The 24,312-nt window shown below is 30.0% G+C and carries 19 protein-coding genes and 1 riboswitch; of the genes, 18 read left to right on the top strand and 1 reads right to left on the bottom strand.

Features of this window, described 5'->3' with window-relative positions:
- Positions 1-123: 123 nt before the first annotated feature.
- From spoIIR to kamE, 11 genes are all read left to right on the top strand, one after another.
- Positions 124-795, top strand: coding sequence for a stage II sporulation protein R (gene spoIIR, locus GOQ29_RS04805; protein WP_350445973.1), 672 nt, complete (start codon positions 124-126; stop codon positions 793-795).
- Between the two features lie 114 nt (positions 796-909).
- Positions 910-1,632 carry a spore cortex-lytic enzyme gene (sleB, locus tag GOQ29_RS04800; protein ID WP_203371505.1) on the top strand — a complete coding sequence of 241 codons (723 nt, stop codon included), beginning with the start codon at positions 910-912 and terminating at the stop codon, positions 1,630-1,632.
- A gap of 11 nt (positions 1,633-1,643) precedes the next feature.
- Positions 1,644-3,008, top strand: coding sequence for a germination protein YpeB (gene ypeB / locus GOQ29_RS04795; RefSeq protein ID WP_207750644.1), 1,365 nt, complete (start codon positions 1,644-1,646; stop codon positions 3,006-3,008).
- A 108-nt stretch (positions 3,009-3,116) separates the two neighbouring features.
- On the top strand, positions 3,117-3,533 hold the full coding sequence (locus GOQ29_RS04790) for a YwiB family protein (RefSeq protein ID WP_203371504.1): 417 nt from the start codon (positions 3,117-3,119) through the stop codon (positions 3,531-3,533).
- A gap of 60 nt (positions 3,534-3,593) precedes the next feature.
- The gene (locus GOQ29_RS04785; RefSeq protein ID WP_203371503.1) at positions 3,594-4,994 is read left to right on the top strand and encodes a sigma-54 interaction domain-containing protein; all 1,401 of its coding nucleotides are present in this window, start codon (positions 3,594-3,596) and stop codon (positions 4,992-4,994) included.
- Between the two features lie 589 nt (positions 4,995-5,583).
- Entirely contained in the window at positions 5,584-6,621 is a 1,038-nt protein-coding gene (kdd, locus tag GOQ29_RS04780) for an L-erythro-3,5-diaminohexanoate dehydrogenase (protein WP_203371502.1), read from the top strand.
- Between the two features lie 21 nt (positions 6,622-6,642).
- Positions 6,643-7,908, top strand: coding sequence for a lysine 2,3-aminomutase (gene kamA / locus GOQ29_RS04775; protein WP_203371501.1), 1,266 nt, complete (start codon positions 6,643-6,645; stop codon positions 7,906-7,908).
- 94 nt (positions 7,909-8,002) lie between these two features.
- The gene (gene kamB, locus GOQ29_RS04770) at positions 8,003-9,019 is read left to right on the top strand and encodes a lysine 5,6-aminomutase reactivase subunit KamB (RefSeq protein WP_203371500.1); all 1,017 of its coding nucleotides are present in this window, start codon (positions 8,003-8,005) and stop codon (positions 9,017-9,019) included.
- 13 nt (positions 9,020-9,032) lie between these two features.
- Positions 9,033-10,682 (top strand): lysine 5,6-aminomutase reactivase ATPase KamC, encoded by a 1,650-nt coding sequence (gene kamC / locus GOQ29_RS04765; protein ID WP_203371499.1) that lies wholly within the window; start codon positions 9,033-9,035, stop codon positions 10,680-10,682.
- The gene (kamD, locus tag GOQ29_RS04760) at positions 10,672-12,228 is read left to right on the top strand and encodes a lysine 5,6-aminomutase subunit alpha (RefSeq protein WP_203371498.1); all 1,557 of its coding nucleotides are present in this window, start codon (positions 10,672-10,674) and stop codon (positions 12,226-12,228) included. The genes kamC and kamD overlap by 11 nt, the downstream gene beginning before the upstream one ends.
- Positions 12,228-12,983, top strand: a complete 756-nt coding sequence (gene kamE / locus GOQ29_RS04755; RefSeq protein ID WP_203371497.1) for a lysine 5,6-aminomutase subunit beta — start codon at positions 12,228-12,230, stop codon at positions 12,981-12,983. Before kamD ends, kamE begins: the two co-directional genes overlap by 1 nt.
- Positions 12,984-13,035: 52 nt before the next feature.
- On the opposite strand, the gene thiC is transcribed toward kamE, so the two are convergent.
- Positions 13,036-14,349, bottom strand: coding sequence for a phosphomethylpyrimidine synthase ThiC (thiC, locus tag GOQ29_RS04750; protein ID WP_203371496.1), 1,314 nt, complete (start codon positions 14,347-14,349; stop codon positions 13,036-13,038).
- A gap of 284 nt (positions 14,350-14,633) precedes the next feature.
- A riboswitch (TPP riboswitch) is annotated at positions 14,634-14,743 on the bottom strand.
- A 170-nt stretch (positions 14,744-14,913) separates the two neighbouring features.
- Here thiC and pyrG point away from each other — a divergent pair.
- From pyrG to GOQ29_RS04715, 7 genes are all read left to right on the top strand, one after another.
- Entirely contained in the window at positions 14,914-16,524 is a 1,611-nt protein-coding gene (gene pyrG, locus GOQ29_RS04745) for a CTP synthase (protein ID WP_203371495.1), read from the top strand.
- Between the two features lie 139 nt (positions 16,525-16,663).
- Entirely contained in the window at positions 16,664-17,551 is an 888-nt protein-coding gene (locus GOQ29_RS04740) for an efflux RND transporter periplasmic adaptor subunit (RefSeq protein WP_203371494.1), read from the top strand.
- Positions 17,551-20,658: an efflux RND transporter permease subunit gene (locus tag GOQ29_RS04735; RefSeq protein ID WP_203371493.1), complete on the top strand. Its 3,108-nt coding sequence runs from the start codon at positions 17,551-17,553 to the stop codon at positions 20,656-20,658. The genes GOQ29_RS04740 and GOQ29_RS04735 overlap by 1 nt, the downstream gene beginning before the upstream one ends.
- Entirely contained in the window at positions 20,648-21,238 is a 591-nt protein-coding gene (locus GOQ29_RS04730; protein ID WP_203371492.1) for a TetR/AcrR family transcriptional regulator, read from the top strand. Before GOQ29_RS04735 ends, GOQ29_RS04730 begins: the two co-directional genes overlap by 11 nt.
- Before the next feature lie 90 nt (positions 21,239-21,328).
- On the top strand, positions 21,329-22,051 hold the full coding sequence (locus GOQ29_RS04725; RefSeq protein ID WP_203371491.1) for a glycerophosphodiester phosphodiesterase: 723 nt from the start codon (positions 21,329-21,331) through the stop codon (positions 22,049-22,051).
- A 59-nt stretch (positions 22,052-22,110) separates the two neighbouring features.
- Positions 22,111-22,779: a response regulator transcription factor gene (locus GOQ29_RS04720; RefSeq protein ID WP_203371490.1), complete on the top strand. Its 669-nt coding sequence runs from the start codon at positions 22,111-22,113 to the stop codon at positions 22,777-22,779.
- 2 nt (positions 22,780-22,781) lie between these two features.
- Positions 22,782-24,221: a sensor histidine kinase gene (locus GOQ29_RS04715; RefSeq protein WP_203371489.1), complete on the top strand. Its 1,440-nt coding sequence runs from the start codon at positions 22,782-22,784 to the stop codon at positions 24,219-24,221.
- The last annotated feature ends 91 nt before the right edge of the window (positions 24,222-24,312 follow it).

Below are 24,312 nucleotides of genomic sequence, written 5' to 3'. Positions count from 1 at the left end.
AAGCCTTTGGACTATTATATCAAACTAGAGTAGCATATTCTAATGAATTGCAAAATAGGGTAGGTTGAAGAAGGAATTAAACAAACTTATAGGGTTCTATAAGGTTTTGGCAACGGTATAGGGGTGAAGGGTAAAATAAAAATAGTTATTACTATTGTATTAGTGATCTTTGTAGTAATGGGAATAGGAGCTGTATCATTAGCTGAAGTATATAAAAATGTAGATAGTTATAAGGAAAAGCTTATTAGACTCCATGTTATAGCCAATAGTGATACTAATGAGGATCAAGAGATAAAACTAATAATAAGAGATAAGATTATAGAGGAAATGACTCCGAAATTTGAGAAGTCTAAGTCTATATCAGAGACTAGAGAAATTTTGGACAGAAATATGGATGTCATACAAGATATTGCAAAAAAAGAGTTAAATAGAATAGGTAAAGAATATGATGTGAACGTGTATTTTGGAGATTATGATTTTCCTACTAAAAGTTATGGAGGCTTTACTTTGCCAGCAGGTAATTATACTGCACTAAGGGTAGTTTTAGGAGAAGGTAAGGGTGAGAATTGGTGGTGTGTTATGTTTCCACCATTATGCTTTTTAGATATGGATGATGAGATAGAAACTGAAGAAACAAGTAAAAATATGAGTGAGGTACTTACAGATGAAGAATATGACATGATAGAGGATGATAATGATTCTAAAGATAAAGCAGTGAAAATAAAATTTAAATTAGTAGAAGTATTAGAAAAGAGTAAAACTAAATTAGCAAATTTATTTGATAATGAAATATAAGATAGGAAAAGAAAGGTTTAACCTTTCTTTTTTTGTGCATAATATTAAGCTTTTTTACAGAAAATATAATAAAATTCCAATGTAATCTAACAAAGAAATATAAGGAGGACTAAAATGAGAAAATTTACAATAATTATATCAATACTTTTAATTTTATTGATATCTATTAGCATATTCTCGGGTCGAAGTAATAATCTGAATGAAGCTACTTCTTCTGGATATTCTAAAATTTCAGCAAGAGCTCCAAGAGTTATATATTGGGGTTCTTCAGGGGATACAGTAAGGGAAGCACAGAGAAGATTGAAAGATTGGGGATATTATGAGGGTTCAGTTGATGGTATATATGGTCCTCAAATGTATAGAGCTACTAGACAATTTCAAAGAAAACATGGATTAACAGTAGATGGAATAATAGGTCCAGCTACAGCTAATTCTCTAGGAATATCCCTAGGAGTTTCTCAAGCTCAAACTACTGGTGTTACAAGAGATGATAATGTATATCTTTTAGCTAGAGCAGTTCATGGAGAAGCTAGGGGAGAGCCTTATGTAGGTAAAGTTGCTATTGCAGCAGTTGTATTGAATAGGGTTGAAAATCCTTCTTTTCCTAATTCAATAGCAGGAGTTATTTATCAGCCATTAGCTTTTACAGCAGTAGCTGATGGGCAGATGAATTTGAGTCCTGATAATGAATCCTTGAGAGCTGCTAGAGATGCATTAAATGGTTGGGATCCTACATATGGATGTTTGTATTATTGGAATCCGGCTACTGCTACAAGTAAATGGATATGGTCAAGAGAGAAAGTCATTGAGATAGGTAAGCATTGGTTTGGAAACTAGAGGAGGTTATTATGAGATATAAAAAAGCTATTATCCCAACAATACTAGCAATAGCAATATTGGCTACAGGAGTATGGGGATATAATCAATATAGAATGAGAAATTACTATGAAGATCAATTAATTAATCAATATCAGAGGATATTTTATGATATGAAGGATAATGTAGAGACTGTTCAAACGTCTTTATCTAAATCTTTAGTATCTGCTTCAGAGGAAAGTGATATATTATTGCTTAGTCAAATATATCAGCAAGCGTATTTTGCCCATGATAAATTATCTCAATTACCTATAGGACATGAAAATTTGGCTAAAACTGAAAAGTTTTTAAATCAAGTTGCTGATTATAGTTATTCTTTAATAGGCAGATATATTAAGGGAGATAAATTAGATGATAAAGAAAGACAGACTTTGTTTAGATTACAAGATTATACAGAACAGTTAACAGCTGAATTGCAAGAAGCACATGATGAAATTTTGACAGGGGATTTAACCATGTTTAAAATTAGAGAAGGAGAAAAGGATAAAATAGGAGAAGCCAATGAAGATATTTTAGATGCTCAGATGCAAAAATATGAAGAAGAACAAATGACTGAATATCCAGAATTAATATATGATGGACCATTTTCTGATCAAGTACTTAATGTGGAACCTAAAGGGTTAGGAGAAGATACTGTAAATGAAAAAGAAGCAAGAAAAATAGCCTTAGATTTTCTTGGAATTAAGAATCCAAAGGATGTAAATATGTTTAATAAAGGTGAGTCTACAGGTAGTTCTAATATAGATGCTTATACATTTAGTATAACACCTGATAATGAAGGCGAATCTATAATTATAGGAGTGAGTATACAAGGTGGAAAAGTAGTATGGATGGAAAATTCCAAAGAAGTAGAAGATAAGAATATTAGTGAAAAAGAGGCTTTAAAGATTGCAAAGGAATTTTTGGATGAGAATGGTTATACTAGTATGCAAGCTAATTATAGTACAAAATATGATAATTCAATCTTATTTAATTTTGTATATGAGCAGGATGGGATCCCAATGTATACAGATTTAATAAAGGTGAAAGTATCTTTAGATGATGGAGAAATAATAGGGATAGATGCAGCTAATTTTCTTAAGAGTAATCATGAAAGAGATTTACCAAAGCCTAAAATTACTGAGGAAGAAGCAAGGGATAATGTTAGAATTGGATTCGATATTGAAAATGTTCGTCTAGCAGTTATACCAGACAGAGGAAACAATGATTTATTATGTTATGAATTTAGTGGAACATATAAAGGATCTGATTTTATAGTATATATAAATGCTTTAGATGGAAGGCAAGAGGATATACTTCAAATAATTCAAGATGAAAATGGAACATTGATGATGTGACCTGGGATAAATATCCTGGGTTTTTCTTTTTTTATTTAATGATATAATAGAAATATAAGTATTAAACTTGTTAAAGAATATTTCTAAGTAAATAGAAAGGGAGATATAATGAAAAATATAACTGTAAAGATATTAGGAACTCAGAAAAGAGACGATGGAGAAAGCGATAGAATAGAGTTGATTACAGAAGGTAAGTTTTATAAGAAGAATAATTTTTATTATATAGTATATGATGAATCCGAGATATCAGGCATGGAAGATTCAACTACAACTTTAAGGATAAAGAATGATGAAGTGTGGATGAAAAGATTTGGGCAAAATAAGTCTAAGCTAACGTTTAAAAAGGGAGATAAATATAGTACTCAATATACTACAGCTTATGGTAATTTAGATATGGAAGTAGCTACTCAAAAGGTTAATGTTAATATAAACGATGAAGGTAAAGGTGAACTTAGTCTAAAATATAAATTGATAATATCTAATACAATGGAAAGTTTCAATACATTAGATATTTCATTATCATAAGAGAATAATATATTTAAGTGGTAGTTATTAGATGTTGAAAATCAAGACAGGAGGAATAAAATGAAGGATATTTTTTTCAGAGAAAATATATTTGAGATACTAAACTATTTAGAAGAAGGTATTCAAATAATCGATGAAAAAGGTAAAATATTGTATTTCAATAAATCAGTTCAAAATCTTGACGAATTAGATAGGGATAAAACAATAGGAAGACATATATTAGAAGTATATCCTTCTCTATCCTATGATACAAGTACTCTTATAAGAGTAATGGAAACCGGTAAACCTATATATAATGCAGAGCAATCTTTTGTAAATTACAAAGGAGATAGGATAACTACAGTAAATACATCGATTCCTATTAAGGAAAAAGGAAGAATAAAAGGAGCCATTGAGATATCAACGGATATAACAAATGTTAAAAAATTATCAGAGAAAATAGTTGATTTACAGAAGGAGTTATATAAGGATAAAGAAAAGCCTAGGAAGAATAAGGAAAAGGCTAGATATACCTTTGTAGATATAATAGGACAAAATTCCAGTATGATCAAACTTAAAGCTATGGCATTAAGGGCATCCAGAACATCTTCTCCAGTACTTATATATGGAGAAACTGGAACTGGCAAAGAACTGTTAGTTCAGTCTATACACAATGCTAGTGGTAGAAAAAATGATCATTTTATAGCTCAGAATTGTGCAGCCTTACCTGCAAACCTTTTAGAAGGAATATTATTTGGAACTGTTAAGGGAGGATTTACTGGAGCAGAAGATAGACCAGGGTTGTTTGAACTGGCTAATGGAGGAACATTATTTCTTGATGAAATAAATTCAATGCCCCTTGAACTTCAAGCAAAAATGTTAAGAGTATTACAAGATGGAAGTATAAGAAGGTTAGGTTCAACTAAAACGGTAGATGTAGATGTAAGAATAATAACGGCAACAAATACAGAACCTGATAAGGCTATGGAAGAAAAATTAATTAGAAAAGATTTATTTTATAGATTAAGTGTAATAAATCTTGAAATACCTCCATTAAGAGAAAGAATAGATGATATTCCTGTATTAGTAGAATATTTTATAGATAAATATAATGAAAAATTAAATACATCAGTAAAAGACATATCTAATGAAGCTTTAAATGTATTTAATAAATATAGTTGGCCTGGTAATGTAAGAGAGTTGGAACATGTTATTCAAGGTATATTATCTATAGAAGAGACTGATATTATAAAAGAGAAGCATCTTCCTTCGCAATTTGTAGATTTTATAGAAAAATCTACAGTTAACAAAGAAGAAATTCAACCGTTAAACAAAGCAGTTGAAGAATTAGAAAAACAAATTATTTTTTCAGGACTTAATAAAACTAACTGGAATATAACGAAAACGGCAGAACTTATTTTAGTACCTAGACAGACATTACAGTATAAAATTAAGAAATATGGATTAAAAGAGAAAAAATAGGATGAATTTAAGAATATGAGCATATTGTTATCTATAAATCAAGTATAAACTTTAAGTGCTTAAAATTCGGCATAAACTGCTTAAAACTTAGCTGAACATTAAAAAGCTAGAAGAGTGAAAAAACAAGGTATTTGACATAATAATGTTAAAATTAATTGAATAAGTAATTAAAACTTTAAATTATTTATTATATAATTTATTCATATATTTTAATTAATATATCGTTTGATTGGAAGTAGGAAACAAGTATAAGGAATAAAAATTAGTATATATTTATTTATAATCTTAGTCTAATAATTAACAATAAAACAATGTTTATGCCCAATATTCGGCTATAAATTTAAAATATAAAAAATTTTTACCCATATATAATTTAAATAATCAATTAGAATTTAAAAAATAATTTATGTTAAAAAAATATATAATTCTTTTAAAATACTATTAGCCTAGGCTAATAGTATTTTTTATAATATTTTATATGGAAAATGTAAAAAAATGAAAAAGTGGCATAGCATTTGCATTACTATAGATGGCAGGAAAACCTTTTAAGAAAAAATTAAAATATAAATATTATAGGGAGGCGTTTTTTATGAAGAAAGGATGTCCATATGGAACTCATAGGGTAATTGAGCCAAAAGGTAAATTACCTCAACCAGCTACTAAAATAGACAATAGCATGGAAATTTATGACAATGAAATTTTAATCGATGTACAAACATTGAATATCGACTCTGCAAGTTTTACTCAAATTAAGGGAGAAGCAGATGGTGATGTTGAAAAGATTAAAGAAATAATGAAAAGTATAGTTGATGAAAGAGGAAAACATCAAAATCCAGTAACAGGATCTGGTGGGATGCTTATAGGAACTATTGAAAAAATAGGACCTGCATTAGAAGGAAAAACTGATTTAAAGATTGGAGATAAAATAGCAACATTAGTATCATTATCTTTAACACCTTTAAGAATTGATGAAATAGTAGATGTAAGAAAAGATATAGATCAAGTAGATATAAAAGGAAAAGCAATTCTTTTTGAAAGTGGAATATATGCAGTATTACCTTCAGATATTCCAGAAAACTTAGCATTATCAGTATTAGACGTTGCAGGAGCACCAGCTCAAACTGCTAAATTAGTAAGTCCTGGAGATACAGTAGTAATTATTGGTGGAGCAGGAAAATCAGGTATGCTTTGCTTATATGAAGCTAAGAAGAGAGCAGGAATAACAGGTAATGTTATTTGTTTAGGACATAATGAAGAGACTATTGATAGAGTTAGAAAATTAAACTTAGCTGATAATTATATAGTTGCGGATGCTACAAATGCAGTAGAAGTGATGAATAAGATTAGCGAAGTAACTGATGGAAAAATGGCTGATATTACTATAAATAATGTAAATGTACCAAATACTGAAATGGGTAGTATTCTTGCTACTAAGGATGAAGGATTAGTTTATTTCTTCAGTATGGCAACAAGCTTTACAAAAGCTGCATTAGGAGCTGAAGGAGTAGGAAAAGACATAAGTATGATAGTAGGTAATGGTTATACAAAAGGACATGCTGAAATATCTCTTCAAATATTAAGAGAAAGTGAAGAGTTAAGAAAGACATATGAAGAATTATATGCATAATAAATAAGGGAGGTTTTGTAAATGGGTTACAAAGACATTGAAATGTGGAAAGATGTTAAGAAAGAAGAATGGAATGATTGGCAATGGCAAGTAAGAAACAGAATTAATACTGTAGAAGATTTAAAAAAGGTAATAAACATATCTAAAGAGGAAGAAGAAAATATTGCTAAAACATTAAAGAAATTTAGAATGGGTATTACACCTTACTATGCATCATTAATGGATAAAGATGATCCAAATTGTCCAGTTAGACTTCAAGCAGTACCTCAAGCAGTAGAAACTCATATGGGAGCAGCTGACATGGAAGATCCTCTTCATGAAGATACTGACTCACCTGTACCAGGATTAACTCATAGATATCCTGATAGAGTACTTCTTTTAATAACAGATCAATGTTCAATGTATTGTAGACATTGTACAAGAAGAAGATTTGCAGGACAACAAGACTCTGCTATGGGAATGGATAGAATAGATAAGGCTATAGAATACATTAAGAATACACCACAGGTTAGAGACGTATTATTATCTGGTGGAGATGCATTACTAGTATCTGATGAAAGACTTGAGTCAATCATCAAGAAATTAAGAGCAATACCTCATGTAGAAATAATAAGAATAGGTTCAAGAGCTCCAGTTGTTATGCCTCAAAGAATAACTGAAGACCTTGTAAATATGCTTAAAAAATATCATCCAGTATGGTTAAATACACATTTCAACCATCCAAAAGAGATTACAGAGGAATCTACAAGAGCTATAGAATTATTAGCAAATGCTGGAATACCATTAGGAAACCAATCTGTACTTCTTAGAGGAGTAAATGATTGTGTTCATATCATGAGAGATTTAGTTCATCAATTAGTTAAGATAAGAGTAAGACCATACTATATTTATCAATGTGACTTATCTATGGGAATTGAGCATTTCAGAACTCCTGTAAGTAAGGGAATTGAAATTATAGAAGGGCTTAGAGGTCATACTTCTGGATATGCAGTTCCAACATTTGTTGTAGATGCTCCTGGTGGAGGAGGAAAAACTCCTGTAATGCCAAACTATGTAGTATCTCAATCATCAAATAAAGTTGTATTAAGAAACTTTGAAGGTGTTGTTACAACTTATACTGAGCCAGAAATAAAAGAATCTAAGTGCAATTGTGATGTATGTACAGGTAAGAAAGAACATAAACTAACTGGAGTTGCAGGATTATTACAAGGAAACGACATAGCTTTAGAGCCTACTAAACTTGAAAGAAACGAAAGAGCTAAGAAGAGAGCAGAAGCTAACAAGTAATAGTTAGATTATTGATGTAAATTCAATTTATAAAAAGATAATAAAATTTTCGGTTATAAATATTTAACATAAGAAAAAAGGAGGGCAGGCTGGTATGGAATTAGTCGATTTAGTACATCAAAAATGTAAAATAGTTTCAATAATAGGAATGGCAAAAAACGCAGGAAAAACGGTGACATTAAATAGAATAATAGAGGATTCATATGATAGAGACATAAATTTAGGTATAACATCTACTGGTAGAGATGGTGAACGGATAGATGTATTGACCAATACTGAAAAACCAGCCATATATGCCTTTGAAGGAAATATTATAGCAACTACTACAGGTAGTATAGAAATAAGTGATGCTACTATAGAAATAATTGAAATCACAGATTATAGATCTCCAATGGGGAAGATAGTTTTAGGGAGAGTAATTGATGGGGGATATATAGAAATTGCTGGACCTCAAACTATAAAGGAGATGAAAGTGATATCAGATAGGATTCTTCAATTAGGAGCGGATTTAGTTTTAGTTGATGGCTCTATAAATAGGATTGCGGTGGCAGACCCTAATATTACAGATGGAGCTGTTTTAGCCACAGGAGCTGTATTAAGTAGAAGCATGGATAAAGTTATAGAAGAAACTCTTCATCAAAAGACTCTTTTAGGTCTTCCAGAAGTAGAAGAAGATTTAAAAGGAATATTAATAGATAATACAAGAGATATATCCATTATAGATAAGGATTTTAATATAAATAGACTAAATATAAAAACATCAATAAATTCTGGAAAAGTTATTGCAGATAATATAGATGAAAATAGTAAATATGTATTTATGACAGGTTCTTTAGTAACAAAAACATTAAAAGATATAACTGAATACTCAAAATTATATAAAGATGTAACTATAGTTGTCCCTGATGGAACTAAGATTTTTGTAGGGCCAAAAGATTGGTTAAAGTTTAAGAAAAAGGGAGTTAAAATTAAAGTATTAAATACTATCAATGTTATCGCGATAACATTAAATCCCTATTCACCTTTAGGATATTATTTTAATCCTGAGGAATTTAAGGAAAAGATGAGTAATTATATTAAAGATTTACCTGTATTTGATGTGATGATATAAGGAGGTTTTAAGTATGATTAAATATATGAATAAGGATGTAAAGTCTTTAATAGGGTTTAACTATATAATGAATCAACTTCAACCATTAACTCCCTATGGCAAAGATAAGAAAGCAGAAATGGTTCCCTTTTTTAATATAAATGATCTTAAGGAAGAGTTGAATAAGGTTGAAGTAATTACACAGAGTATTAAAGATAATAGAAATATATTTAATCAAGTAAAATCTCTTTTAGCTCATGTCAAAGATATTAGGAATTCTCTATATAGAGCTCAAAATGATCAAATACTTACAGTGATAGAGTTATATGAGATAAAGAGTTTTATGAATATTATAGAGGATTTGGAACTTTTAATAGATAAATTGTCTTTTGATTCCTCTGAAGATATGTTAATAAGTTCTTCAGAAGAATTGAAAAGACTATTTGACCCTGAAAATAAGGAACTAAAAACATATTATATCTATGATGAATATTCAGAAGCCTTAACAAATATTAGGGAAGAAAAAAGGTCTTTAGGGAAACAAATAAAGATAAAGAAAACTGAAAAGAAAAATAGATTAAAAAAAGAACTAAACATTAGGATAAATCCTAAGGGGGAAGTAATAGTTTCCAAGGAAGATTCAGAGTTAAATGATAAAATATCTGACCATTCAGATTTTGAATATTTATCTGAGAGTTATATGGCTATTAGATATAAAGTTAAAGATGGAATAGATATAGAGAAATTATTAGATAGATTAGAGGAATTAAAGGAACGGGAAGAAAAAGAAGAATTAATTATAAGAGAAAGATTATCAAAAGAAATATCAAAACATAAAAGTTTTATAGATAAAAATATCCAGTCTATATCTAATATGGATTTAAGAATAGCAAAGGCTTATTTAGCAATGAAATTTAATTGTACTCGACCTAAGATAACAGACGGAAATAAGATTAATATTGTAGATGGTATTCACCCTGAAGTTCAAGATGAACTTGCTAAACGGAAAAGTGAATTTATACCAATATCTATAAACCTTAGCTCGGGAAGTACATGTATTACCGGAGCTAATATGGGTGGAAAAACTATTACATTAAAGATTATAGCTTTATTGACAGCTATGGCACAGTATGGATTACTAGTTCCTGCTAGACAAATGGAAGCTTCTATAGCTGAATATGTATATGTATCTATAGGAGATCTTCAGTCCATCGATTCAGGACTTAGCACCTTTGGGGGAGAAATATATCAGGTGAAAAGTGCATTAGGGGAAAGTAATAGAAACGGACTTATTTTAATCGATGAATTAGCAAGAGGAACAAATCCGAAAGAAGGTTATGCTATATCAAAAGCTATAGTTAAATTTCTTTTAGATAAACCTTCTATTAGTGTCATAACGAGTCATTATGATAATGTTGCGAATACTGAAGGTGTAGTACATTATCAAGTGGTTGGATTAGAAAATTTAGATTATGATAAACTTAAATTAGAGATGGGCAAGTCAGATATACATGGAATTGAAATGATTAGTACATTTATGGATTATCGGTTAAAAAGAGTAGAAGAGCATACTCAGGTACCAAGAGATGCTTTGAATATTGCTAGATTTATGGGTCTTCAAGAAGAAGTATTAAATATAGCTGAAGATATATTAACGAGAGGAGAGACAAACTATGAAAAGTAAATTAAATCTTGATTTTAGCATAGTAGATAGCGCCAGAAATGCTGCTAAAGATATTGCTGAAGATGTTCAAGAATTTATAGATAGACATTCTACTATATCAGTAGAAAGAACGGTTGCTAGACTTTTAGGAATAGATGGAATAGATGAAATAGAAGTACCATTACCGAATGTAGTTGTTGATAATGTTAAAGAAGGAGGAGGCTTAGGAAAGGGTATTGCTTACTGGATAGGTAATGCAATGGTTCATACAGGAGAAGAGCCTCAGAAGATTGCGGAAATGGTAAGCGCAGGTGATATTGATTTAACTAAATTACCTATAGCTTCCGATGAAGATATATACAAGGCAATAGATGGAATAGCAAAAGATACAACTGAGAAGATTAGACAAAATAGAATTAAAAGGGAAGAATATATAGAGAGATTAGGAGAAGGTAGAAAACCTTATTTATATGTCATAGTTGCAACAGGAAATATATATGAAGATATAGTTCAAGCTCAAGCAGCAGCTAGACAAGGGGCGGATGTTATTGCAGTTATAAGAACTACTGCTCAGAGTTTATTAGATTATGTACCTTATGGTCCTACTACTGAAGGATTTGGAGGAACATATGCAACTCAAGAAAACTTCAGACTTATGAGAGAAGCACTTGATGAAGTGGGAAAAGAAGTTGGAAGATATATAAGAATATGTAATTATTGTTCAGGATTATGTATGCCAGAGATTGCAGCAATGGGAGCAATGGAAAGATTAGATGTAATGCTTAATGATGCATTATATGGAATACTATTTAGAGATATAAATATGCAAAGAACTCTAGTAGACCAATATTTTTCTAGAATAATTAATGGTTTTGGTGGAGTTATTATAAATACAGGAGAAGATAATTATCTTACTACAGCAGATGCAGTAGAAGAAGCTCATACAGTATTAGCATCTCAACTTATGAATGAGCAATTTGCATTAAAAGCTGGAATACCAGAAGAGCAGATGGGATTAGGTCATGCTTTTGAGATGGACCCATCATTAGAAAATGGATTTTTACTTGAATTAGCTCAAGCTCAAATGGCTAGAGAAATATTCCCTAATGCACCTCTTAAATATATGCCTCCAACTAAATTTATGACAGGAAATATATTTAAAGGACATCTTCAAGATGCAATGTTCAATCTTATATCAGTATGGACAAATCAAGGAATACAATTATTAGGTATGCCTACAGAAGCAATTCATACTCCACACCTACATGATAGAGCTCTTTCAATAGAGAATGCTCAATATATATTTAATAATGCAAGAAGTATTGGAGACGAAATAGAATTTAAAGATGGTGGAATGATTCAGACAAGAGCTCAAAATGTATTAAAAGATGCAGATGTACTTCTTAAGGATATAAAAGAAGAAGGATTATTCTCTACTATAGAAAAAGGTAAATTTGCGGATGTTAAGAGACCAAGAGATGGTGGAAAAGGTCTAGATGGAGTTATTACTAAAGATGAAGGTTATTATAATCCATTCATTAAATTAATGCTTGGAGGTGAAAGATAATGGCAATAGAGAAAGTAGATTTAACAAAAGTAAAGCCTTATGGAGATACATTAAATGATGGTATGATGCAAACTGCTTTTACATTACCGATACCTTATGGTGATGAAGCAAAGGAAGCAGCTAGGATATTAGCAAAGAAGATGGGATTGGAAGATCCTGAAGTCGTACATTATTCTGATTTAGGTGTAGGATATACATTCTTTGTATTATATGGTAAGTGTCAACATACTGTAGACTTCAGTAAAATTGAAGTACCTAAGGTTGAAGTTGACTCTATGGACAAATATGGAGTAGAAGATTATATTAAAGAAAATGTTAAAAGAGAAATAACAGTAATTGGAGCTTGCACAGGCACTGATGCTCATACTGTTGGTATAGATGCTATAATGAACATGAAAGGCTTTGATGGACATTATGGATTAGAAAGATACGTAGGAATAAATGCTATAAATATGGGAAGTCAGGTACCTAATGAAGAACTTGTAGCAAAAGCTATTGAATTAGATGCAGATGCTATATTAGTTTCTCAAATAGTTACTCAAAAAGATGTTCACATCCCTAATCTTACTGAATTAGTTGAATTACTAGAAGCAGAAGGTTTAAGAGATAATGTAGTATTAACATGTGGTGGACCAAGAATATCTCATGAATTAGCTAAAGAATTAGGTTATGATGCAGGATTTGGAACAGGAAGTTTTGCAAATGATGTAGCTACATTCATAGTAACAGAAATGGTTGAAAGAAAATTAGTATAATATGAAAGACCCTAATTGATCAGGGTCTTTTTAAATGGAGAGATTATGTATTTTAATTCTCCGATCTTAATATATTTATATTTTTTCCTTCTATAATTCTATTCATATTTCTCATAGAGCACATTTTACCACACATAGTACAGCTGTCTTCATGTTCTGGGACAGATTCTTGTCTATATCTTTTAGCTTTTTCTTTGTCAATACTTAAATTAAACATTTCTGTCCAGTCTAGCTTTTGTCGAGCTTTACTCATTTTTAAATCCCATTTTTCAGCGTTTTCTATTCCTTTAGCTAAGTCTCCTGCATGAGCAGCAATTTTTGAAGCTATTATTCCTTCTTTCATATCTTCCAATGTAGGTAATCTTAGATGTTCAGCTGGTGTTACATAACATAGAAAATCTACTCCATGACTAGCAGCTAAGGCTCCACCTATTGCTGAAGTTATGTGGTCATATCCCGGAGCTATATCTGTAACAATTGGTCCTAGTACATAAAATGGTGCACCATGACAAAGCTTCTTTTGCAATAAGACATTAGATTCAATCTCATTTAATTTCATATGGCCTGGTCCTTCTATTATAATCTGTACATTTTTATCCCAAGCTTTTTTTGTTAATTCGCCTAATACCATTAGCTCTGCTATTTGAGATGCGTCTGTTCCATCTGCAATACTTCCTGGTCTTAAAGCATCACCAAGGCTTATTGTTATATCATATCTTACACATATATCCAATAATTCATCATAATGTTGATAAAAAGGATTTTCTTTATTATTTAGTTCCATCCATGCATATATTAGAGAACCTCCTCTTGAGACTATATTAGTAACTCTTTTATTTTTTTTAAATGTTTTAATAGTGTCTTTGTTTAATCCTGCATGAATAGTTACAAAATCAACTCCATTTTCTCCATGTTTTCTAACTACGTCCAAGAATTCTTTTTCTGTGATATCTTTTAATTCCTTGTCATAAAACCCTACTGCATCATATACTGGAACAGTTCCAATTATTGAAGTAGACATATTAACTAATTTTTTTCTGAATTCTTCTGTTTTACCAAATGAGCTTAAATCCATTATTGCTTCGGCTTTCATATCTATTGCAGTTTTTGCTTTATCTAATTCTGTTTCTATATTAGGACAATCCCTAGATATACCAAGGTTAACATTTATTTTAGTTTTTAGTCCATTACCTATTCCTTCTGGATTTAATGATTTATGATTTTTGTTTGCAGGAATAACAATATGTCCTAGTGCTATCTTCTCTCTTAAAGTTTCAATATCTATATTTTCTTTTGTACTAACTATTTTCATCTCTTTAGTTATGATTCCTTTTTTCGCAGCATCCATTTGAGTAGTATAATTCATTTTTATTCTCCCCTTTTTTAAAATATTAAAAAATGCGGACTAGAAACGTGTCCGCTTCGCTAGGGAAATCTAGTTTCCCTTCGACGGTGCGTAATACGTGTACCTGAGCACCCTTCTAATACGGCAGGGGATTTCATCCCCTACAACCCTTATTTTTTATTGTCTTTCAATATTTTCTGTTACTACTAACGCTTGTATTTACCAATGGTTTAAAACTTTTATTAAATAAATTTTCCTTGACAATAAAAAAAGCTATATACCTATAAAAGTATATAGCAAAAATACTATTCCTATAGCTACATCCCTTCGTTGGCATTATCCAAATCAGGTTCTTAGGGTCAGGAATAACATTCCTATCTCAGCCTATTAATATAAGCCCCCCCCTGTAATTTAATATGAAGTTTTCTTTCTTTACTTTCTTTAAATAGAAGCATATCATACTATGAGAAATTTTACAAGTAAATAATGTTTAAATTAATTTGACATATTATGTGTCTTAATATAGAATAATAAAGTTATTAATGGGCGAAAAACATGAAAACTAAAAAAGAAGGAGGTAAAGATATGTCAGATACTAAGTATATATTTGTTACTGGTGGAGTTGTTTCATCTTTGGGTAAGGGAATAACTGCTGCATCTTTAGGACAACTTTTAAGAAGTAGAGGTCTTGAGGTTACTATACAAAAATTTGATCCATATATAAATATAGACCCAGGAACTATGAGTCCTTATCAACATGGAGAAGTTTTTGTCACAGATGATGGTGCAGAAACAGATCTCGATTTAGGACATTACGAAAGATTTATTGACATAAATTTGAGTAAAAATAGCAATGTAACCACTGGAAAAGTGTATTGGTCAGTTATAACAAAGGAAAGAAAGGGAGATTATCTTGGAGGTACAGTACAGGTAATTCCTCATATCACTAATGAAATAAAAGATAGAATATATAGAGTTTCTAAGGAAAAAAAGGTAGATATAGTTATAACTGAGATTGGTGGAACTGTAGGAGATATAGAGAGTCTTCCATTTTTAGAAGCAATAAGACAGGTTAAATATGATATAGGAATAGAAAATGTAATGTATATTCATGTTACATTAATTCCATATTTAGCTAAAGCTGGAGAAATAAAAACTAAACCTACACAGCATAGTGTAAAAGAACTTAGAGGTATTGGTATTCAACCAGATATAATAGTATGCAGAACAGAGCATGAATTATCTCAGGAAATAAAGGAGAAAATAGGACTTTTTTCTAATATGGATCACAATAATGTAGTACAAAATCTAGATGCAGATACATTATATGAGGTTCCCTTAATGCTTGAAGAAGAAGGATTTCCGCAAATGGTAGTTAATAGATTAAAGCTTAATGTTAAAAATCCAGATTTATCTAAATGGAAAGAGATAGTCGCAAAAATAAAGAATCCTAAAGACAAAATAAAGATTGCTTTGGTAGGAAAATATGTAGAGCTGAAAGATGCATATCTTTCTGTGGCAGAAGCATTAAAGCATGCAGGAATAGCTAATGAAGTAGAGATAGATATAGATTGGATTCATTCTGAAGATATAGATGATGGAAATTGTAAAGACCTATTGAAGAATGTTGATGGAATATTAGTTCCTGGTGGTTTTGGACATAGAGGCATAGAAGGAAAAATATGTGCAATTAAATATGCTAGAGAGAATAAAGTTCCATTTTTAGGAATATGTTTGGGGATGCAAATGGCAGTAGTAGAATTTGCAAGGAATGTATTAGGATTAAAAGATGCTCATAGTTCAGAACTTTTATCATCAACAACTAATCCAGTGATAGATATAATGCCAGAGCAGGTAGATATTGAAGATATGGGTGGAACAATGAGACTTGGACTATATCCTTGTAAAATAAAGGAAGAAACCAAGGCTAGTATAGCATATAATGAAGAATTAGTATATGAAAGACATAGACATAGATATGAATTTAATAATCAATATAAAGAGAGATTAGAAGAAAATGGAATGAAAATATCTGGAGTATCTCCAGATGAAAGATTGGTAGAAATAGTAGAAATTAAAGATCATCCATGGTTTGTAGCTAGTCAATTTCATCCAGAATTCAAATCAAGACCTACGAGAAGTCAACCGTTATTTAGAGATTTTATAAAAGCATCTTGTGATAATAAAAAAGAATAATATAATAAGACTTGTATTGTTAAATACATGTAAAATGTCAATATTAATATTGACATTTTTTGTTTCTAAAATTACAATAAGAACATACTGACTGACCAGTCGGTCTTATAAAAATAAATATAATAGTGGAGGTATCTAGATGAAGAAAAAATTGACTATATTAATGATAATACTAATCGGATTATTAGTTGGAATTTCAGCATGTACAGATGAAGAGACTGGAAAAGAAGATAAGGCAAAAGATAAAGTTTCTGTAGAAGTAGAAACTGTAAGTAAGAATACTATATCGAATGAAATAACATTAAATGGTAGAGCGTTGCCAAGCAGTGAAATGATGATTATGCCTCAAGAAGCTTTAAAAGTAAATGATATCAAAGTAAATATGGGGTCAAAAGTAAAAGAGGGAGATGTATTGTTTACTTTAGAAAAGGAAGATTCTGATAAAACTATAGATATAAAAACTTCAGTAGAGGGAAGAGTAGGAGCTATAAATATAAAAGAAGGAAAGTATACTTCCAGTATTCAACCTTCAATGGTTATTGTAGTAGAAGGTAATCCTATGACAATATCATTAAATGTAAGTGAAAATTTATTAGGAGAGTTATTTATAGGTAAAGAAGGTGTCATAGATATAAGTGCTTTAGAGGAAGAAGGATTAAAAGGGAAAATTGCAAGTATTAGTTCTACGCCTGGTGAAAATACTCAATTATATGGAGTGAATATAGTATTGAATGAGGAATTAAGAAATTTAAAACCAGGAATGATTGCAAAGGTAGTATTGGATACTGATGTGAGAAAAGACGTATTAGTAGTTAGAAGTGAAGCAATATTAAATAATGGAGAAAAGGACATAGTCTTTACGGAAGAAGAAGGAATAGCAAAAGAGGTAGAAATTGAGACAGGTTTAGATGTGGGGGATTATACAGAGATAAAATCTGGATTAAAGTCAGGAGATAAAGTTATAATCAAAGGTCAGAACTATATAGAAGAAGGTTCTAAAGTAGATACCGTAAGAGGTGAAGAATAATGAATTTAACTAATCTTTCAGTTAAAAGACCTGTAACCATTGTAATGATAACTTTGATAATAATATTACTAGGAGTAGTATCCCTTACAAGGTTACCAATAGATCTTTTACCAGAATTTAGTTTGCCAGTAGCTATTGTTCAAACTTCATATAGTGGAGTGGGACCGCAAGAGATTGAGAATCTTGTAACAAGACCTATTGAGGAGTCTATAGGAACAGTATCGAATATAAAAAATGTATCTAGTATATCTTCTGAAGGTAGTTCTATAATCATAGCAGAATTTAATTTTGGTACAGATATGGACTTTGCTTCATTAGAGATGAGAGAAAAGGTTGATATGGTCAAAGGACTTTTACCAGAGGGCTCTAATGATCCAATGGTACTTAAGATGGATCCTAATGCTATGCCTATAGTACAAGCTTCTTTATCAGGAAGTGAAGATTTAGCAGCATTACAGACTTTTGCAGAAGATGAGTTAAGCCCTAGACTTGAGAGAATAGATGGAGTAGCTAGTGTAGATATAAGTGGTGGATATGAAAGGGAAGTAAGAGTACAAGTAGATCAACAAAAGATACAAAATTATGGGTTGTCTATGGATAATTTAGCACAATTAATAGGTGCTGAAAATTTAAGTCTCCCTGGAGGTTCAGTAGAAAAAGGCATTCAAAATTTAACAATTAGAACTACAGGAGAATTTGAAGAAATAGATGAAATAAGGAGTTTACCTATATCTTTACCTACAGGAGGAACGATACTTTTAGCAGATGTGGCCGATGTAAGTATCGAAAATAAAGATGTTTCTAGTATTTCTAAGATTAATGGAAATCCAAGTATTAGTATATCTATACAGAAGCAATCAGGGACTAATACTGTAAGTGTAGCTAAGAAAGTAAACGAAGAAATAGAAAACATAAAGGAAGAATATCCTACAAGGGATTTAACTACAGTAATAGATCAATCAGACTTTATTAATTTAGCTATAAATGCGGTAGTTAAATCAGGATTTTTAGGTGCTATATTAGCTGTGATAATACTATTCCTATTTTTAAGAAATATTAGAACTACATTAATAGTAGGAGTAGCTATACCAGTATCAATAATAGCTACATTTTCATTAATATATTTTAACAATATTACTTTGAATCTTATGACATTAGGAGGATTAGCCTTAGGAATTGGCATGTTGGTGGATAATTCTATTGTTGTATTAGAAAACATATATAGATATAGACAAGAGGGGCTATCCAAGGTAGAATCAGCTATAAAAGGGACAAAGGAAGTTGGAATGGCTGTAACAGCTTCAACACTTACAACAGTAGCAGTATTTTTACCAATAGTATTTGTTGAAGGAATAACTTCTACAATATTTAAAGAGTTAGCATTAACAGTAACATTTTCACTTTTAGCGTCATTAATAGTAGCATTAACATTAGTACCAATGTTATCTTCACAAATATTAAAAGTCGATAACAATCAAGGGAAAAGGCATAAGCAGAAATTTAGATTAATATCTTTTATATTTGATGGTTTTGATAAAGTGTTTTCCAAAGTAGAAAAAGTATATAAGCGAATACTGCTTTGGAGTTTGGGTCATAGGAAATCAACTATTCTTATATCTATATTAGTATTTATTGTAAGTATAGTATCATTAACTCAAGTAGGTGCCGAGTTTATTCCGGCAACAGATGAAGGACAATTTACTGTATCAGTTGAATTACCTACAGGATCAGAATTAGATAGAACTAATGATATAGTTCTTGAAATAGAAGAAAAATTAAGTGAAATAGAGGTTATAGATACGATATTTACTACAGTAGGTTCTGGTGGACAGATGTCTATGGGTGGAAATACTGAGAATCAAGCCTCAATAACAGGAGTATTAAATTCTAATAGGCAGGAAACAACTTTTGAAGTAGCCGAGGAAGCAAGAGAAAAACTAAAAGATATACCAGGAGCAGATATAAATGTTGAAGTAACAAGTAATAGTATGGGAATGAGTGGAATGACAGGCTCTCCTGTAAGTATAGAAATAAAAGGCGATGATTTGGATACCTTAGGGGAAATATCTGAGGACTTCATAGAAATAGTAAAATCAGTAGAAGGTACTAGAGAAGTAAGTTCCAGTATAGGAGAAGGAACTCCAGAAGTTCAGATAAATATTGATAAAGTTTCAGCTAGTCAATATGGGTTATCAACAGCTCAGATAGCGAATACAGTACAAACAGTAGTATCAGGTCAAACGGCGACAAGATATACAACAGAAGGTGATGAGATAGATTTAGTAGTTCAAGGTGATGATATATACTCTCAAAGTATATCAAATCTTAGAAATTTACCTATAAATACTCCAATGGGAACAGTAATATCATTAGAGCAGGTAGCTGATGTAGAAATAGTTGAAGGACCTATAGCAATAAATAGAGATGCTCAATCAAGAATTGTAACTGTAAGTAGTAATATTTCAGGACGAGATTTAGGAAGTGTAGTAAATGATATAGAAGAAAAATTGAATGAATATGATATGGAAAGTGGATACAGCTATGAGATTGGAGGAGAGAATGAACAATTAGAAGAGGCTTTTTCTGATTTAGGATTGGCTTTAATATTAGCAGTGATTTTAGTGTATATGATATTAGCATCTCAATTTGAATCATTATTAAATCCATTTATCATAATGTTTACAGTACCATTATCAATAGCAGGAGGAGCTTTAGGATTATTCTTAACGGGAAGAACATTAAATGTAACTTCCCTTATAGGAGCTATAATGCTAATAGGTATAGTAGTTAATAATGCTATAGTATTGATAGACTATATAAACACTAGAAGGAGAAATGGAGAAAATAGACTTGAAGCAATTAAAAATGCAGGACCAATAAGATTAAGACCGATATTAATGACTACATTGACTACAGTATTGGGGTTATTGCCAATAGCTATAGGATTAGGAGAAGGATCAGAAATACAAGCTCCAATGGCAACAGTGGTAATAGGAGGACTTCTATTATCAACATTATTAACACTAGTTTTAATTCCAGTAATGTATACTATATTTGATGATATATCTAGAAAATTGAGACGAGGAGATGATTCTCATGTCTCATAAAAAGAGTATCAGAAGTCAAAAAGAAATAGATATAATAGAAGGATCAGTTAAAGTATTTTCTAAAAAGGGATATTATAAGGCAAAAATGCAAGATATAGCTAATGAAGCTTCTGTTGGTAAAGGAACTCTATATGAATACTTCAATGGGAAGCGTCATTTATTTGAAGAGATGATTATGTATTCTATAAATAATTATGGGGATAAATTAAAAGAGGTAATAAATGAATCTACAGATTTAATTGATACTCTTAATGATATAGCTAGATTTCATGGAAAATTTATAAATGATCATTTGGATATGGCTCAAAATATAGTAAATAGTTCAATTGATATATCTGATGATATGAGGAATAAAGTGATATCTACTAGGGATATATTATTATCTGAAATGGTAAAATATATTAAAAAGATTAAACAAAAAGGTTTAATAAGAGAAGATGTAAATGAGAGAGTACTTGTTATAGGCTTTTTTGGTACTTTGAATCAGTTCTATACTGATCAAATTAATATGAAAAAAAAGAAATTTGAAGATATAGATCCTTATCCAGTAATAAATATAATATTGAACGGAATATTATGAGACCCTTTCTAGGGTCTTATTTTTTGTGGTAAAAGGATAACAAAAATCTATGTAGAATAATATAATATAAGATGAAAGGAGGAGAAAAATTTGACTAGACCAAATATATATGCCCATAGAGGAGCTTCTGGATATGCACCTGAAAATACTATGGCTGCATTTAAAAGGGCTATAGAATTAGGAGCAGATGGAATAGAATTGGATGTACAGATGTCCAAAGATAAAAAGCTTGTTGTGTGTCATGATGAAAAAGTAGATAGGACTACTAATGGTAAAGGGTATATAAAGAATATATATCTTAAAAATCTGAAATTATTAGATGCGGGATATAAATTTAGTGGTGATTTTATTGGAGAGAGAATTCCTACATTAGAAGAGGTAATAGAATTAATAAAGAATAATAAAATGATATTAAATATAGAATTGAAAAATAATGTAATAGAATATGAAGGCATAGAAGATGTAGTGATTCAAATGATAAAGAAATATAATGTAGAAGATAGAACAATATTATCTTCATTTAATTTTGAAAGTATAAAGAGAGTAAAGCTTATAGATCCTTCGATAAAAACAGGGATTTTATATATGAAGAGATTAAAAGATCCTATAAAAATTGCTAAAAAATTAGAGGTTGATGCAATTCATCCAAGTTATAAAAGAATAAATAAGAGTCTTATGTTTAAAGCTAAAATCAATAGAATAAAAGTAAATACTTTTACTGTTAATAATAGAGAGTATATGGAAAAATTATCGAAGTTTAAAGTGAATGGTATTATAACTGACTATCCAGATATAGCATTAAATTTATTTTAATATCACAATATAATCACAATAACTTTATATAATTATAAAAAACTAAAGGGGAGATGAACATGCCCATAAAAATATTAGTCGCAGAAGATGAAGTGAGAATAAGGAAATTAATAAAAGATTATCTTGAAAATGAAGATTATAAAATAATAGAGGCAGAAGATGGAAAAGATGCCTTAGAAAAATTTTATTTAAATAATGATATAGATCTTTTAATATTAGATGTAATGATGCCCAAATTAGATGGATGGAAAGTTTGCGAAGAGATAAGAAAGGAATCAGATATACCCATAATATTTTTAACGGCTTTAGGAGAAAGCCATGATGAAATACAAGGTTTAGATTTAGGAGCAGATGATTATATAACTAAACCTTTTAGATATGAAATATTTATTGCTAGAGTAAAGGCAGTATTAAGAAGAACAAATAAAATAAATGAAGGAATAATATATATAGATGGTTTAGAGATTAATACTGATAGTAGACAGGTAAGTTTGGATAAAAAAGAAATAGTATTAAGTCCTAAAGAATATAATTTGCTTGTATATTTAATAGAAAATAAAAACATATCTTTAGAAAGGGATAAGATATTAGATAAGATATGGGGATATGATTTTTACGGAGATCCTAGAACCATAGATACTCATATAAAGACATTGAGAGCTAAGTTAGGAGATATAGGTAAAAGAATAAAAACAGTAAGAGGAGTTGGATACAGATTAGAGGTATAAAAATGAGTAAATCTATTAGATATAAATTATTTGTTGTTTTTTTAATTTTATTGGCTTTGTTTTTATTTATATTTATATTAAGTTCGTATTTTTTAGATAATATATTTATTTTTGGAAATAAAAGAATAATGGAGAATGCGTATAAGACTTTTGATAATAATATGCAGGAAGGAAGCATTAGTCAAGATGAATTAATAGAAATGGTAGATGAGATAGGAGGAAATATAACAATATTAACTCCTAATCTAAATTTAAAAGTAACAACCTCCACACTTAATAATGAAGGCAATATCTCTAATAGCGAATTAATAGAGGAGATAACAGAGCTTAATAATAGAAACAAAAAAACTTCATTCATAGTATCATCAGGGAATAATATGAATAGAAAAGGCATGTTTTTTATAGGAAAATTAAAGACTGGAGGATTTTTTATCGCAGAAAAATCTTTGAAAGTGATAGAAAGTAGTAGTGAAATAGCAAAATTATTCATAATAATAGCAGGATCAGGAACATTAGTTGTAGGTTCAATATTAGTATTTTTTCTATCCACAAGGCTTACTAGACCTATAGTAGAAATAAATAGAGTAGCCAATGAAATATCAAGACTTAATTTTGATGAGAAAGTTAATATAGATAGTGAAGATGAAATAGGGCGATTAGGAAGAAGTATAAATTTAATATCAAATAAATTAAATACAGTATTAACAGAATTGAAAAAGGCTAATTCAAAATTAAAGCAAGATATAGAAAGGGAAAAAGAATTAGAAAAAATGCGTAGAAAGTTTATTTCTAATGTATCCCATGAGTTAAAAACTCCTATAAGTATGATTGGAGGATATACTGAGGGATTAAAATATAATATAGCCAAAACACCTGAAGATAAAGAATATTATTATAATGTAATAATTGATGAGACAGAAAAAATGAATAATCTTATAAATGATCTTTTAAGATTATCTTCTTATGAATCTGGGAAATTTTCTATAAACAAAAAGCCTTTTAATATAATAGATCTATTAAAAGAGATATTAGAAAAATATAAGAGGAATATTAAAGAAAAAGGAATGAAATTAGAGGTAGACATTCCAGAAAGATTAATTATTGAAGGAGATACTTTAAGAATAGAACAAGTCGTAACTAATTTTATTAATAATATATTAAAATATGGAAAAGAAAATGGGGAAATAAAGATTTCTTTAAAGGATTTAGATGATGAAATAAAAGTATCTTTTTATAATACAGGTGACAATATAGATGATACAGAATTAGAAAACATATGGCTAAGCTTTTATAAAGGAGAATCAAAGAATAGTACCGATAAAAGTGGAACAGGATTAGGGCTTGCTATAATCAAGGTCATAATAGATTCTCATGGTGGGAAATATGGAGTAATAAATAAAAAAAATGGAGTTGAATTCTGGGTCACTCTTCCCAAAAAATAATAAAAATATATTATACAATTAAGATATTGTTATAAAGTGGACGAACCCGTTGTTTTTTAGTATAATATAGGATGTAATATGAATATTTTGG

The sequence above is a fragment of the Anaeromonas gelatinilytica genome, from assembly GCF_016820635.1.
Taxonomy (GTDB): domain Bacteria; phylum Bacillota; class Clostridia; order Tissierellales; family SIT17; genus Anaeromonas; species Anaeromonas gelatinilytica.
Note: the sequence above shows the minus strand (reverse complement) of the source record. Positions and strands in the feature narration are given on the sequence as shown.

Bases quoted from the DNA above. Each gene is read 5' to 3' on its own strand.
- sleB (WP_203371505.1), top strand. From the start codon at position 910: ATGAGAAAATTTACAATAATTATATCAATACTTTTAATTTTATTGATA.
- ypeB (WP_207750644.1), top strand. From the start codon at position 1,644: ATGAGATATAAAAAAGCTATTATCCCAACAATACTAGCAATAGCAATA.
- GOQ29_RS04790 (WP_203371504.1), top strand. From the start codon at position 3,117: ATGAAAAATATAACTGTAAAGATATTAGGAACTCAGAAAAGAGACGAT.
- GOQ29_RS04785 (WP_203371503.1), top strand. From the start codon at position 3,594: ATGAAGGATATTTTTTTCAGAGAAAATATATTTGAGATACTAAACTAT.
- kdd (WP_203371502.1), top strand. From the start codon at position 5,584: ATGAAGAAAGGATGTCCATATGGAACTCATAGGGTAATTGAGCCAAAA.
- kamA (WP_203371501.1), top strand. From the start codon at position 6,643: ATGGGTTACAAAGACATTGAAATGTGGAAAGATGTTAAGAAAGAAGAA.
- kamB (WP_203371500.1), top strand. From the start codon at position 8,003: ATGGAATTAGTCGATTTAGTACATCAAAAATGTAAAATAGTTTCAATA.
- kamC (WP_203371499.1), top strand. From the start codon at position 9,033: ATGATTAAATATATGAATAAGGATGTAAAGTCTTTAATAGGGTTTAAC.
- kamD (WP_203371498.1), top strand. From the start codon at position 10,672: ATGAAAAGTAAATTAAATCTTGATTTTAGCATAGTAGATAGCGCCAGA.
- kamE (WP_203371497.1), top strand. From the start codon at position 12,228: ATGGCAATAGAGAAAGTAGATTTAACAAAAGTAAAGCCTTATGGAGAT.
- thiC (WP_203371496.1), bottom strand. From the start codon at position 14,349: ATGAATTATACTACTCAAATGGATGCTGCGAAAAAAGGAATCATAACT.
- pyrG (WP_203371495.1), top strand. From the start codon at position 14,914: ATGTCAGATACTAAGTATATATTTGTTACTGGTGGAGTTGTTTCATCT.
- GOQ29_RS04740 (WP_203371494.1), top strand. From the start codon at position 16,664: ATGAAGAAAAAATTGACTATATTAATGATAATACTAATCGGATTATTA.
- GOQ29_RS04735 (WP_203371493.1), top strand. From the start codon at position 17,551: ATGAATTTAACTAATCTTTCAGTTAAAAGACCTGTAACCATTGTAATG.
- GOQ29_RS04730 (WP_203371492.1), top strand. From the start codon at position 20,648: ATGTCTCATAAAAAGAGTATCAGAAGTCAAAAAGAAATAGATATAATA.
- GOQ29_RS04720 (WP_203371490.1), top strand. From the start codon at position 22,111: ATGCCCATAAAAATATTAGTCGCAGAAGATGAAGTGAGAATAAGGAAA.
- GOQ29_RS04715 (WP_203371489.1), top strand. From the start codon at position 22,782: ATGAGTAAATCTATTAGATATAAATTATTTGTTGTTTTTTTAATTTTA.